At 56.2% G+C, this 13,285-nt stretch carries 13 protein-coding genes and 3 pseudogenes; 8 read left to right on the top strand and 8 right to left on the bottom strand.

The genetic code is table 11. The features are described from left to right. The first annotated feature begins 27 nt into the window (after positions 1-27). From ACOZ32_RS13435 to ACOZ32_RS13425, 3 genes and pseudogenes are all read left to right on the top strand, one after another. Positions 28-396: pseudogene (locus ACOZ32_RS13435) on the top strand (DUF7558 family protein). Between the two features lie 49 nt (positions 397-445). Further along, on the top strand, positions 446-1,045 hold the full coding sequence (locus tag ACOZ32_RS13430) for a DUF7437 domain-containing protein (protein ID WP_012289745.1): 600 nt from the start codon (positions 446-448) through the stop codon (positions 1,043-1,045). Then, on the top strand, positions 1,042-1,551 hold the full coding sequence (locus ACOZ32_RS13425; protein WP_012289744.1) for a hypothetical protein: 510 nt from the start codon (positions 1,042-1,044) through the stop codon (positions 1,549-1,551). The genes ACOZ32_RS13430 and ACOZ32_RS13425 overlap by 4 nt, the downstream gene beginning before the upstream one ends. Positions 1,552-1,553: 2 nt before the next feature. On the opposite strand, the gene ACOZ32_RS13420 is transcribed toward ACOZ32_RS13425, so the two are convergent. Then, on the bottom strand, positions 1,554-1,814 hold the full coding sequence (locus tag ACOZ32_RS13420) for a winged helix-turn-helix domain-containing protein (protein WP_008526012.1): 261 nt from the start codon (positions 1,812-1,814) through the stop codon (positions 1,554-1,556). A 121-nt stretch (positions 1,815-1,935) separates the two neighbouring features. Here ACOZ32_RS13420 and ACOZ32_RS13415 point away from each other — a divergent pair, with 121 nt between their 5' ends. Continuing rightward, positions 1,936-2,196: a HalOD1 output domain-containing protein gene (locus ACOZ32_RS13415; protein WP_010904202.1), complete on the top strand. Its 261-nt coding sequence runs from the start codon at positions 1,936-1,938 to the stop codon at positions 2,194-2,196. A gap of 41 nt (positions 2,197-2,237) precedes the next feature. Here the strand turns inward: ACOZ32_RS13415 and ACOZ32_RS13410 are convergent, their stop codons facing one another. Beyond that, a complete protein-coding gene (locus tag ACOZ32_RS13410; protein ID WP_012289743.1) occupies positions 2,238-3,602 on the bottom strand; it encodes a restriction endonuclease in 1,365 nt (454 codons plus the stop codon). Positions 3,603-3,764: 162 nt separating this feature from the next. On the opposite strand from ACOZ32_RS13410, the gene ACOZ32_RS13405 reads away from it, so the two are divergent. Next, the gene (locus tag ACOZ32_RS13405; protein ID WP_010904200.1) at positions 3,765-4,016 is read left to right on the top strand and encodes an AbrB/MazE/SpoVT family DNA-binding domain-containing protein; all 252 of its coding nucleotides are present in this window, start codon (positions 3,765-3,767) and stop codon (positions 4,014-4,016) included. Then, positions 4,017-4,451, top strand: coding sequence for a PIN domain-containing protein (locus tag ACOZ32_RS13400; protein ID WP_012289742.1), 435 nt, complete (start codon positions 4,017-4,019; stop codon positions 4,449-4,451). Positions 4,452-4,488: 37 nt separating this feature from the next. Here ACOZ32_RS13400 and ACOZ32_RS13395 read toward each other — a convergent pair whose 3' ends face one another. Continuing rightward, positions 4,489-5,412 carry a MarR family transcriptional regulator gene (locus tag ACOZ32_RS13395; RefSeq protein WP_136361160.1) on the bottom strand — a complete coding sequence of 308 codons (924 nt, stop codon included), beginning with the start codon at positions 5,410-5,412 and terminating at the stop codon, positions 4,489-4,491. Between the two features lie 138 nt (positions 5,413-5,550). Between ACOZ32_RS13395 and ACOZ32_RS13390 the strand changes: the two genes are divergently transcribed. Beyond that, entirely contained in the window at positions 5,551-5,874 is a 324-nt protein-coding gene (locus ACOZ32_RS13390) for a hypothetical protein (RefSeq protein ID WP_136361161.1), read from the top strand. A 290-nt stretch (positions 5,875-6,164) separates the two neighbouring features. Here the strand turns inward: ACOZ32_RS13390 and ACOZ32_RS13385 are convergent, their stop codons facing one another. Both ACOZ32_RS13385 and ACOZ32_RS13380 read right to left on the bottom strand, forming a co-directional pair. After that, complete coding sequence (locus ACOZ32_RS13385; RefSeq protein ID WP_136361162.1) at positions 6,165-7,394, bottom strand: Cdc6/Cdc18 family protein; 1,230 nt, start codon at positions 7,392-7,394, stop codon at positions 6,165-6,167. 1,210 nt (positions 7,395-8,604) lie between these two features. Further along, positions 8,605-8,769 (bottom strand): annotated as a pseudogene (locus ACOZ32_RS13380) (cell division control protein Cdc6); the annotation flags it as partial. Positions 8,770-8,883: 114 nt separating this feature from the next. On the opposite strand from ACOZ32_RS13380, the gene ACOZ32_RS13375 reads away from it, so the two are divergent. Then, on the top strand, positions 8,884-10,158 hold the full coding sequence (locus ACOZ32_RS13375; protein ID WP_424335330.1) for an IS4 family transposase: 1,275 nt from the start codon (positions 8,884-8,886) through the stop codon (positions 10,156-10,158). A 14-nt stretch (positions 10,159-10,172) separates the two neighbouring features. Here ACOZ32_RS13375 and ACOZ32_RS13370 read toward each other — a convergent pair. From ACOZ32_RS13370 to ACOZ32_RS13360, 3 genes and pseudogenes are all read right to left on the bottom strand, one after another. Then, positions 10,173-10,517 (bottom strand): annotated as a pseudogene (locus ACOZ32_RS13370) (hypothetical protein); the annotation flags it as partial. A 3-nt stretch (positions 10,518-10,520) separates the two neighbouring features. Further along, positions 10,521-11,057, bottom strand: coding sequence for a DUF7342 family protein (locus ACOZ32_RS13365; RefSeq protein WP_285255095.1), 537 nt, complete (start codon positions 11,055-11,057; stop codon positions 10,521-10,523). A 536-nt stretch (positions 11,058-11,593) separates the two neighbouring features. After that, positions 11,594-13,270, bottom strand: a complete 1,677-nt coding sequence (locus ACOZ32_RS13360; RefSeq protein ID WP_424335308.1) for a transposase — start codon at positions 13,268-13,270, stop codon at positions 11,594-11,596. Between the last annotated feature and the right edge of the window lie 15 nt (positions 13,271-13,285).

The raw sequence follows: 13,285 nt of genomic DNA, 5'->3' as shown, positions 1-13,285 counted from the left end.
AGGAACCGGAGCGACGCTGAAAGCAAGATGTCGGGGAAGCAAGCGAACATTCCTGCATGGACCTGCCAAGAACTCAACGGATGTGCTTTCTTCGACGCCCCGCCCGGTACCGAGACTGGCGAGGCCCATACCTAGGGACAGGACGAACGGGTCAGCCATCCGATCTGTGTCGACTGTGCGATCCAGACGGAGCCGGATCCCGACGAGTGCGATCACGTCGCCTGTGACGGCTGTGGGCTGGTTGTCGACACGCTCGCAGCGCTCACGCGGTTGTGGGTGGAACTCGGGCATCTGGAAGGCCCGTTGCAGCTGTGCGCCCCCTGTCGCCTGGGTGGGCTCGCGACGTACTGGACGCGTGATCTCGAGGAGCATCTCGTCGCGACGCCGGCAGAGTGACCCAAACACTCTTTACTGTTTCGCTGTAAACTGTAATCAAGAACGAATCGTGTCACGCACCTCAAACCGCGCCGACGGCGACATCGTCCAGGACTTCCTCTCGGTCGCCGATCTCCTCGAGGAGCCACAGCTGGCCCAGCTGTACGCGTACCTCGCTCGGGAGGGGGAGGCGACCGTCCAGGACGTGATGGACGACCTCGAGCTCGCACAGGGAACCGCCTATAGCTACGTCAACCGGCTCGTCGACGCCGGCGTCGTCGACGTCACCGACGACGAGCAGCCGCGCCGGTACGCCGCCCGGGAGATCGACCTGACCGTGACGACGGCCGCCGGTGACCGCGAGTACACGATCACGCCGGCGCTCATCGACGCCGTCGGCCGCCGCGAGACGGACGCCGACATCGACACTTACATTGACCGCCACGGCGTCGCCGGCCTCGCGACCGCGCTCACCTACGCGATTGCTCGGGAGCGTGGGGAAGTGACCCATCGGCTGATGGCCGAGGACCTCGACATCTCCCCGCTGGCTGCGGAGATGATCCTCCAGGCGCTCCGGCCCGTCGTCCACGAGCACTACGACATCGAGGAAGCTGGGGCAGGACTCGACGAGTTGGATATCGACGACGGCGACGGCGCTGACGACGCGTGAGCCGGCTCCACATCGCCGACACCGGCCTGTTCGTCGCGATGGGACAACCCTCGAACAGTCGGTACCAGGCCGTTCGGCGGTTCGCTCGTCGGAACGACGTCGCTATCGTCCTGCCCGAACGGGTGTACGAGGAGCTGACCGTCGACGAGTCCGACGTTGAAGCGCCACCTGTCGACGCCGCGATCGACGAGGGCTGGGCGACGGTTGCGGCGCCGCTGGAGTTCTCCGAGCCTGTCGTCTCGCGGGTGATGGACGGGGTCCAGCGGTACATCGCGAACGCCGATGACCGACCCGCCGACGAGGTCGAACGCGCGGACGCTGCCCTCGCTGCGCTAGCTGCCCAGCACCTCAGCGCGGGGACGACGACCGAGGTCTACATCTACACAACAGATATCGCGGCCGGCGAAGGGGCCGAAACCGTGCTCGCGAGTGAGGGGTACGGTGACTCGGTGACGTTCGTGAACGGCTTCCGGTTCATCGAGGACCTGGTCGCCGGCGACAGTTAACGCTATTCGGGGTCGAGGTCACGAGCGTCGAGGTCGCCGGCGAGATACTGCTCGCCCTCTCGTGTGATGTCGTAGACACCGTTGCCGAGGTGGACGAGGAGTCCATATTCGACGAGTGTCTTGCAGCGGGCGTTGATGTGCTGCCGGGAGAACCGGACGCGGTCGCTATCAGCCATTTCCTTGGGGGTATCAGGGCCGTCCTCAGAGAGATGCTCCAGAATGCGGTCATCGGCGCGAGACATCCAGTCGGCGTCAAAGCGCATAATCGCTTCTGGTTGCGCCGACACTATCCCGAACGCGCTAAGTCAAATAGAGAAGCGTATCGCTTCCGTGGTTGACTCCTAACGTTTTAAACGTCTGTCACCCAAAGCCCTGAGCGCTTAGATGCGCCATTCTCCATCAGATAGTTCGGACCGATCGAATGACCTCCTCATCAAAATCATCGAAACGCTGGAGGCTTGTGGGATCGAAGAAGACACATACCAACTCCACGATTACGTTGACTTGGACGCACTCGAACAGTTGCTGGCATCACCAAACGACGACATTTCGGTTCAGTTCACCGTCGAAGGAGTTCAACTCGATGTCTCACCCAAGAGTGTGGATGTTCTCGGCGAGGACCGATCAAGCACTACCGAAGACTAGAGTCTCCATTTCGATAGGGTACGTGTGAACACCGAGTCCGCTCAGATGATGCCACCGATGACGAGGAGCCCGACGACGAGCAGCAGCGTCGCGACCACGCTCCCCCCGGCCAGCCACTTGTTCTCCATCGTTTTCTCGTGGAGCGGCATATCGGCGTACTCCTCGCGGAACGCCTCGAGATTCTGGCCGTCGTAGAAGTACTTCGTCTTCAGCGCAAACCGTTCCGTCACCGCACAGCCCGTACAAATAGGCTCGCCTTCCAGCCGCTCCGTTTTGATGTGAGTGGAGCAGGCGATTGCCCCGCAGTTCGGACAGTAGGTGTACGTCTCGTCGACGCCGCTCGTGTCACAGTAGACGCACTGATGGATCCCGTCCTCGGCGGTCACTCGTGACGGGCCTGCCGCGTAGTACTCGTAGGGGTAGGTGTACTCCTGGATCTCGGTCATCTGTCGAACTTCGGGAAGGAACACCGGCTCAATTGATTGTACTGAGATGTCCGAGAGATTCGGCTCACACGTCTTGTTGTAGGTGACGTTGTTGTCGCCAGTGTAGGTCACTGTCGTCGTGTGATGCTGCTGAAGACGCTCGACGGTCCACTCTTTGTACCCCGTTTGCGTCTGGCCGAACCGGCGCTCCTCGACTTCGTCGAATATCTCCCCAAGCTGTTCTGAGTCCAGCACGACCGTGGCGTGGAGGTTCTCGGTGACCAACGTCGCGACGTTCTCATCAACGACCTGTGGCTGCCCGCGTTCAGCGTGGGCAACAAATCGGGTCTGGTCGTTGATTCGGTGAATGACGCCAACCGACGTCTCGAAGACAGCGTTCGTGTCGGCAGTAACCGCGACCACCGGGCGGAACGTCACAGCCGAATGCGGTGTCGGAAGATCGGCAGCTTCGATGTTTTCGATGTCATGAAATGCCTCTTGAATGGGTGCATCGAGATCTGTTGCCGGGTCGTAGGGACGTAGCGTTTCATCGCAGAGAATCTCGATGCGACCGTTATAGAGGTCGAGGCCAATCTCGTCGGCAATCTCCCGGAGGTCCTCGCCGTCGAGCAACTCGATTGGGTGCGGGTCGTTGTTCTGCTGGAGGCGGTCGGCGTACTCCTGGGCGGGACTCGTGAACCGCCCTGTTGTGACAACCATACCCCGCTTTGGACCGTCAAAATCGAACGTCGCAATGGCGGAGTGGAGTTTCTGGACGACCGGTCGCCCGACTGTCCCCGTGTGCTTACACTCGACGACGATCGCACGCCGGGTGCCGTCGACGACCTCTTCCATAATGACATCGCGACCTTCGTCGGCTGTCTTCTCAGCCTGCCGGACGTTCTCGTAACCGAGGGTGCGGAAGACGTCCTCCATCACATCCTCGAACTCGAATCCCGAGAGGTCGTCCAGTACAGCCATCTGGAATTAAGAGGATAGTAAGTTCCAATTGGGAAATACGTTTCCGAACTTATCTCAGATCCCTGGGTTCGATCGGCGCCCTCTTCTGAGAGATTTCTCTTGTAGTACTGAGTAGTGTGGCGGCACACTAGATATTTCACGGCTGGCCACCTACCGGGAAATATGAGCAGCGACAGAATCGACGCCGAAAGCAAGGTATCTGGAAATCAGGCAAACATCCCCTCCCGGATTCGGCGTGAACTTGATATCGATGATGGCGATCAGCTCCGTTGGCATCTCGAAGACGACGGGAGCATCCGGGTCCACGTGATCCAACAGCAAACGGGCACGTTCGCCGATTTTGACGGCTACGCTGGTGAGGAGTCGACCGATGTCACGAGCGATCATGACGCCTGGGGCGTCGACGTCGAGTAAATGCCTCGTGCACTGATCGATACGACAGTTCTCTTTGCCGCCGCATACCGGCGGGATGGATCCCACGATGCCGCGCTTCCCGTGCTCCAGGGCATCGATGATGGAACGCTCCCGGAAGCTGTCGTCCTCGACTACGTACTCGCGGAAACGCTCGACGGCCTCACGACCCACGCCGGCCACGACGCAGCCGTCGACCTCCTCGATCGCATGGAAGAAAACGCCCGCTTCCACATCGACTCACTCACCACCAACGCCATCGCGACAGGGAAGGCCCTCTTCCGCCAACAGGAACCGCTCTCCTTCGTCGACGCCTGCATTGTCGCGTATATGCAAACCGAGGGGCTCGGCTATCTATATGCGTTTGACGACGATTTTGACGCTGTCGAGGATGTCTATCGACTCGATACAGCAACGAATCCCTATGACCCAAACTGACGCCGGCTGGCACCACGGCTGGCGACGACGTTCGGTCTCAGGATAGTCGGACCTCGTACTCAACCGCCAGCTTCTGAAACTCGTCCCACTCCGGGAGCCGCTCGTCAACAACCTCGCCGTGCGTCTCGAGGTAGCAGAGCAAGACGTCGATTTCGTCTTCGAGGCCATACTTCGCCGCCTGCTCTCGAAGGTCCGCCTCGTCGACGTCGACGTGACTGAGCAGGAGGAGACAGTACGAGCGGTAACGGCTGCCGCCGTCGATCACCAGCGTGTGACAGCAGAGTGCTGCCGTCGAGATTGCGTCGAGTTCCTCGGAGTAGACGTAGTAGCGGTGGCCGGTGAGTAGGAACAGGAGGTCATAGACCGCGAATCGAGCGAGGCCGGTTTCGTGGAACCCCTCTACGTCGATCTCCGTCTCGGTCTGAGCAAGGAATTCGTCGTAGTCCTCCCAGAGAATCGTGCCCTTCGGGGCAACGGCTTCGAGGCGTTGACGATGTCGATGATGTGTGAGTTCACGGGCGAACTCGTGGAGGCAGTCGAAGTCGGCGTTGAACTCGTAGTGGCCGTCGACAGTTCCGACGAGCCCACGGTCGCGAAACCGTTTGAGGACGCGGTTAACGGTGTTGCGATAGTTATCGCTCCGGTTGGCAATCTCGGAGACGGTTCGCGGCTGATCGAGGTAGTACAGCACCTCGAGTGCCTTGCCGGTCAGTAGCTCGGGGAAGTCAATGTGAGAGTGCTGGCGAACGAGGTCCTGATAGAGCTCGACGGCGCGAGCATCCGACGGGATGACTCGTTTTCGCCGCCCGTCGTGTTCCGTGTAGACGAGCCCTTTCTCGACGAGGTCGCCGACGGCACGAGAGAGGTAGCTCTCGCTGTGGTCGAGCTTCGCCGCGAGCTCGGAGATCGTGTCGCCGCGGTCGACCGTAGCGAGGACCTTGAGTTCGATGCGCCGGAGCACGGTGTAACATAGTACGAAACTTGTATATAAAGAAGTTTCGAGTAGTGTTACAGCCAACAATCGCGAGAACCGCCCCCATCGTCTTAACCAACAAAACTATGGACTCGTGAGCCGTGTTGGTTAACACGAGAGTAGCCGATGTCCTACGAACCCCCGACCCCACCGGCAGACCTCCCAACAGAGATCGTCAACACACTCAACGAGTCGGAGTCGGAGCAGCTCCGAGACGTTGCAACGTACGCTGAAGCGCTCGCCGAGCATAAGGAACGAGAGGCCCGTCTTGAGGAGTCGGCAGATCAAGAAGCGGTCGAAGAGCGACCAGACGATTTCCCGGATGACGTTCCTGCCAAAGCGACGATCACGATCAAAGCGATCAACGACAATCGCTACTACTACTGGCAGTGGCGGGAAGGAGACAAGGTGAAATCGAAGTACAAAGGGCCAGTCAACCCGGACAAGTAGCTCGCTCCGAAATCGGAAGATACCCACCCCACGTTTCCGACGTATCGGGAGGCATACCCCTGATCATGAGTGTGGTGTCCGAGTGAACGATCACCGTCAGAACAGAAACTCCATATCACCCCTGGTGTCGAGTGTAAATGACCATAAAGTAGGTTATCAGGCCCTATTGACACCATATACAAATTCGGGGAGTGCGTCACTCCGAGAGGTAGAGTGGGACACCCCGACTGTCGAGTGTAAAATTATGGAGAATCGAGGAGATAACCTCACGATTCAGCGCGGGGAGGGTGTCAACCGTCAATGGAGAACCGCTGATCAGATTCAATAGCACTTTGCACGACTTCAGGCTCTTCTAGTAGGTAGTAGAAATTAGTCATTCCCTTCCCACGACCACGACCAACTCGATCTGTGACACCTAGAATATCGAGAAAAACCTGTTCGTTCAACCGATCAGACATTCGCCGTTGTGAGAGAGGGTCAATATCTAGTGATTCAGAGAGTCGCTCATATCGTTCATAGATTTCACGGGTAGGGAATTCTTCCTGTTTACTTCCATCAGCAATCAATGAGAGGGCATACACTGCAGCTTTTGATTGTGTTGGCTGGTCTTGAAGCAGCTTAGAGAAACGATCGATATCAGCTTTCTCCCGTGCATTTCGGACATGTTCTTCCCGTACAACGTCACTATCATCGTCTTTCGCAAGCTCGCCTGCATTTCGAAGAATATCTAGTGCCTTTCGAGCGTCACCGTGCTCCTGTGCAGCGAATGCAGCCGCAAGGGGAATCACATCATCGGTGAGAGCACCTTCACGAAATGCGTCCTGACGGTGGCGCATAATTTCGCGAAGTTGATTTGCGTCGTAGGGTGGGAAAATAAACTCACGTTCTTGGAGACTGCTTAAGACTCGTTCATCCAAGGAATCTTTAAATGAGATTTTGTTGCTGATCGCGAGGATCCCTACCTTACATGAGTCAATCTTTCCAGCTTCCCCAGCACGGGAGAGTTGCATTAGCACGTTGTTTTCTTGGAGTTTGTCGACCTCATCAAGAATGATGATGACGACGTCGTGGAGAGTGTCGAGGACCTGCCAAAGACGATCGTAGTATGCATTCGTCGATAACCCAGAAAGTGGTACGGAGATATCCGTTTCATCTGATCGGTTGAATGTTCGAGCAAGTTTGATAACGACCTGTGTCTCCGTCGTTGCTTGAGTACAATCGATATATGCGCGATCGAGTCTCGTACCCTGCTCGTGAGCAAAATTTTCGGCACTTTGAGTAACGTGTTTAGCCACGAGACTTTTTCCAGTCCCTGTTTTCCCGTAGATCAACGTGTTTCTAGGCTTTCCACCTCTAATTGCGGGATGAATACTATTGGCGAGGTTGGATATTTCATCCTCACGGCCAATAATCCGTTCTTCATCTGGGATATGTTCGATATCTAGGAGCTCTTTATCTGCAAAGACCGGATCCTCGCTTTCCCAAATTGAGTCGAGAGAACTCTGATCCTCATTACTCATCTGAGTAGTCGACCTCCAAGCATCCGCCTCATAATACACACGACGGTCGGTGGAGTATATAAAACTATGTCTCGGCCACACACCACCTGTCGAGTGTAAATGCTGAAATACGCCGGTAAGAGTGTCCAAGGAAATAGAATAGGAGAATGTAATTCACGAAGAAGATCGATAGAGTGCATCTCCAAGTGTCGAGTGTAACACCGGCACTTCTCGATACTCCGATCCTCGAGAAACGTATGTGCTCAAAGACACACACACACCCCGGGTGTCGAGTGTAAATTGAACACGGTAGCTGTGTCGAGTCTACTGACCAGCCGCTTCAGCGTACAAAATGGAAGTTTACACGGGGTAATCTACTGTTAGCAGCCGAAGAAGACGATTACTAGACTTCACACAACTCCTAGAAAGGCTTTGGTCCTGTGTCTCTGTGATTGCTTATAAATGAAATTCTATTAGGACCTATACTAGCCTAAAATCGATTGTACTATCTAATCTCACATCTGTGTTTGCCTATATAATAAAATATATAAATAGTATATAGATAGTAGTAGTAAAACTACTATAAATAAGGATTTGAGAGCTTCTTCTCTGGAAAAATCGCATCTAACAACACCTACTGTTCTAAAGATCGCTGAGGAGTAGCCTACCGACGTATCGATTTACACTCGACACCCGGGGTGTGTGTGTCCGTGTAATGAAACTCGAGACTGTTATCGAACCGCGCTACTGTGGCAGGCCGATCCTCTAAAGCAAATAATCCGTATCAGCCGCCGAGTTCTTATTGGGATTCAGCACGAACTACCGGACATAGGATAACCGAGCTTGATGAGAAATGTGCGCAAATAACCCGCGATCGCTCCCAGAGTGGATCGAAGACGCTTACGAAATCCTAGTACCCGAGATAGAGAATAGGGAAGGTGGGCTCTCGCAGGTACAGGCATATGACCGACTGTTAGCTCATGATACGTTCCCATCCGAGCGGGCCGATGCGGAGTATGCTGTCGAACGGTTACTTGACTCCGGCTGGTTTTATCACGTTGATGGGTCTCTCCGAGTTACTGATCCAGACATCTAACTCTATTGGGGAGTAGCGCGATCGAGTTCCGCGACCGGATGGGCGGCTCCCGGCTGATTTGGACTGATCCTGATTAACCAACAAGAAAAAAGATTCACTCGTGATCAGGGGTGTGGTCAGCGACCGAAACGGGAACTAGGCCAAGTCTTCCAGCCGGCTGTCCCGAAGGACTGATTTCAGCACGATGCCGGTATCCTGAACCAGCCGGTGCTCGAGATAACTACCTTCACCCCGGCCACCACCGGTCCGAGTTGATTCAACGACGCCGAGGAACGCTTGCTCTTTCAACAGCTCGTAGACATCCGTCTTTAGCTAAGACGAGAACCGCGTGACAGCGACGGCTTATCGAGGCTACTTTTCGAGAGGAATGAGGAGGAGAAGTCTGTGCACAACCCTCGCTCCTCAACGAGAATCATGCGTCGGCTCACTACACTGTTTCCCTCCGAGTTCCTCGAAGAGCACGCCGAGGAACTCGGCGTGGTTGAGCGAGAGGGCAAGCTTCAGATTCCCGTCCTCGTGTGGGCGCTCGTGTTCGGCTTCGCCGCAGGCGAGAGCCGAACACTCGCCGGGTTCAGACGCTGCTACAACTCCACAGCTGATGAAACGATCTCTCCCGGTGGATTCCATCAGCGGTTGACGCCGACGTTGGCAGAGTATCTCCGCGACCTCGTCGAGCGTGGTCTCGACGAGGTCGCTGTTCCCAACGCTGTTGACGCTGATATCGACCGATTCAGGGACGTGATGATCGCTGATGGAACGGTGTTGCGGTTGCACGAATTCCTCTCTGATGAGTTCCAAGCCCGTCACGAGGAGCAGGCTGGAGCGAAGTTCCACCTGCTCCACAACGCCACCGAGCAGACGATTGAACGACTCGACGTGACCGATGAAAAAGCGCACGACAGCACGCTGTTCAAGACGGGTTCGTGGCTCCAAGGACGGCTCGTTCTGTTCGATCTAGCGTACTTCAAGTACCGCCGGTTCGCGTTAATCGACGAGAACGACGGCTACTTCGTGAGTCGGCTGAAGCAGAACGCGAATCCGGTGATAACGGAGGAATTACGGGAATGGCGCGGGCGCGCCATTCCCTTAGAGGGCAAGCAGATCCACGATGTGGTCGATGATCTCTCTCGGAAGTACATCGACGTTGAGGTCGAAGCGGAGTTCAAGCGAGGCCAGTACGAAGGAACGCGGTCGCTGGACACGAAGCGGTTCCGCGTCGTCGGCGTCCGTGACAAGGACGCCGACGACTACCATCTGTATATCACGAATCTATCGCGAGAGGAGTTCTTCCCGGAGGATTTAGCAACGCTGTATCGGTGTCGGTGGGAGGTAGAAACGCTGTTTCGTGAACTGAAGACGCAGTACGAGTTGGACGAGTTCGACACAAGCGACCCGGATATCGTGAGAATTCTGCTGTATGCGGCGTTGCTGTCGCTGCTGGTGAGTCGTGAGCTGTTGGATCTGGTGACCGAGCAGGCTGATGACGAGATCGTGTTTCCGCCAGAACGCTGGGCGGCGACCTTCCGGTCGCACGCCCAGCTCATCCTCCACGAACTCGGTGAGTATCTCGGTTACTCACCACCGCCGTTGCTGGAGCGGCTGATCGAGGATGCTCAGAAGATTCACCAGCAACGTCCGGTCTTACAGGAGACGCTCGCTACCGCTACGCAACCGAGGTGTGAGTCTTAGCTAAAGACGAATGAGTCGTCCGTATTGGCAGTGGAATACTGGAAATGTGCCCGACCGAGGTCAGGGTGGTCTTCGTCCTGATGCCAGCCTGCGTGAAAGCCTGTATTTGGGTCGGTGTAGTTGATACGGAACCAATCGTGTGGGTCTTGGCGGTACCATTTGACGGTCAATTCCGGCGATTCTGGTCCCGTCGGTGGGGTGAGCCGGTTTGGATCGAATACTGCTCGGAGCTGTTTGGCCTCGATATCATCAGGAATGTACTCAACTGCCGTAATTTGGGGCACACGGTCGAGGACATCGCGCTTTAGCTGTGCGTAGAGATTCGCATTCGGGTCACCGCCGGGATGTGGGACCGACATCCGTCAGCTACTGGCCTCAGCGGGCTCTGTCGGGGCGAGAAAGTCCCATTCACGGATGGCGAACCCGACGATTTTGATGCGGCGTTGGAGATGTTCCCATTCGCGGGCAATCTCACGGCGACGGGCTTCCTCCTCGGCGTCGAGAGACTCGTCAGCAAGCGTCCCGCGAAGCTGGTTCGGTGACTCAACGTCGAATTCGTCCTCCCAGTTTCGAATTTGGGTTTTCATATCGGCGAGACGGTCCGTGAGTTCCTCAACAGAATGCCCACTATCCCGCAGGCGCATCGCCTCTTGCATTGCCTGACGGCGGTAATCAGGGTAATATGTCGTGTGCGGCCCGCTTTCGTCACGGTGGAGAATCCCATCGTCGACGAGGCGTTCGAGAACGCGCTTGGTTGGCTCATGTGACCAGTCTGCTTCGGAAGCGATCCAATTGACCGTCTGAGGCTCCGAGAGCTGCCGAGCAACCATCCGAACTCGGTCTTCACCCGTGGTCTGGCGGTCCTTCAGACCCCTGGAATCCGATTCGTCTGTAGTCATATTCATTAGTTCGCGCTCCATCTTAATATAGGTTGAGGTGGTTCGTTCTATAGTGAGGGTAGCCGTTCAGTAGTTCGACCATAGTAACTGAGTGAGACGGGAAATCACGAACCGCTGTGGTGACGGCTCTACCCTGGGAAAGCGGGGTTCTGGGGCGGTTGCATCTTTCGTGCTTCACCAACAGCGGCAAGGTACTTCAATCTGGTCGTGATTATTGGAGTAATCACGACCATCAAGGCAAAAGTTGGAATTCATCGATTTCACCGGTTCCCAGACCCCTATCTATCGAATAGGCCGAACCCGCCACCAAATAAACTATATTCTGCTATATCAAATATCCAGTCTGGAAGTTGAGACTACGGCGGGTTTAGCGGGGCTGTAATGCGTGGTTTCGGGCGAATTTGTGAGGGGAGGACGCTTCGAATCCTCTTTCGAGGATCTTCTCGTGTCGTACTACCGACCAGATCGGTGAGTTTCCGAGATCCCCGACAGCGTTGCCACTCAGGAATCCGCATTGCCCCGGACCGAGTACCGCCCTATCCAATTCCAGTCTCCTTCTTCAGCAGCGTCAGCGTATTATCGGCAGTCACCATCGGTGCGTGTTCGTACTCACCCGTCAACTCGACTTGGACGAGTAGGTCGACTGCTCGCCAAATGGAGTACAACAAACAGGCGAACGCGAAGTAGAAGAACCGCAGCCCGAAATTCGTCGATGTCGTCGCAGCCATGAATCGCTTGATCGACCGATAGCCACTCTCAATCTCCCACCGATGGCCGTACTCACTGAGAAAGCCGCCACCTCGGTTGGACATGAACACCGAGTACTGCCGGTGATCGTCGTGTTCAGAGTTCTCTTTACGTCGGTAGATCAGCGTCGTCTCGTGCCACTCGTTCTTCCCGAGATGGAGTTTGCGGTCGGTCTCGTACCGGTCTTGCCCCCGTTGGAGGAGTCGTTTTGCCTGGGCTTTCTCGCTAGCCTGCATCCGCTTTGGGACAACATAGGAGAGTCCCCGCTGGCTAATCATCTCCAAGAGGTGCTGACTATCGAACTCTCGGTCCATTAGCACGTTATCGACGTGAACGAGCTCTTCAGCGGAGTTGAGCAGGTCCTTGACGATCTCCTTTCGTGACTCACCCTTCCGTACTGGGCGGGCATCGAGGACGAGTGGAACAGCGTTGCCTACGAGCTGGACTGTTGCCCATTGGTAGGCGTATTCGTCGGTCTTCTCTTTCGTCCCGATGATCTCGTCCTCGTGGCCGGTTCGGTCGCCCGTAAAGGGATCATCCTCAGTGATGTCGATTGCGACGATACCCGCCCGGAAGAACTCCTCCGTCCTCGCAAGTTCGTTGATGAGTTGCTGGACCGCCTGTCGGTACATCTCGCGAATCCGCTCGATAGAGAGATCACGAATCTGATCGCGATGGCCGTGCCCCAGTGGCGTTCGCTCCCGCGTTGACTCGTGGATGAAGCTGCGAGCGCCCTCGTTAGCCGCCAAGTTCTCACGGAGCCCCAAATAGGTCTGTAAGCCCCAGTAAGCGTTCTCAGGAATCTCACAGCCCTCACCACGATTGAGCGAGAACGCGGGGAACACGACGCGACTGATGTGGTCGGTGACCCTCTCGGCCTTGTCGAGGATGGCCTGATCGTTTGGGACAGATTCGTCCGCGTCGTCGCCTCGATGTGAGAGGTTTCGTTCTGGTTCGCGTGGCACGGCGACATCCGCGTTCTGCGCTTTGATGAGGATCGTGCGAGCCGCTTTCTGGATCGTTTCCCGAATATTTCCCGTGAAGCGCTCGTTCCAGGTGCGCCACAGTGTCGATTGATTAGGGGCTGACTCCAATCCCAGGCGTTCACAAAGTTCGGGGTGGCTATCGAGGTACTCGACGAGAGATGTTTCGTGCTGCCATCCGTGGAGTTCTTTCAGCATGAACACGCGAAAGAGGGTGTCCATCTCGTAGCGTGTGGAACTTCCGTAGCAGTCGTGGGGCTCGAAGCGGAAGTAGGCCAGAGGAATCGAGCAGACCAACTGTTCGAGTGAGTTATGATTGGGGTGCGTAAACCAGACACTCGAGACGACTCGAACGTCCGATTCTAACCCACTGAGTGAGGAGCGATCGTACAGCGGTGTCGAGTCATATGCGGGCCACTCGACGCGCTGCTGGTGTGCGATTCGTCGAAAGACGCTGCGCCGAGACTCGCAAGTCGCAACCACTACAGAAGAATAGTT

The organism is Halobacterium sp. MBLA0001, assembly GCF_049705385.1.
In the GTDB taxonomy this organism is placed as follows: Archaea; Halobacteriota; Halobacteria; order Halobacteriales; family Halobacteriaceae; genus Halobacterium; species Halobacterium salinarum.
The sequence above is the reverse complement of the archived record's forward strand: the minus strand, read 5'-3'. Positions and strand labels throughout refer to the sequence as shown.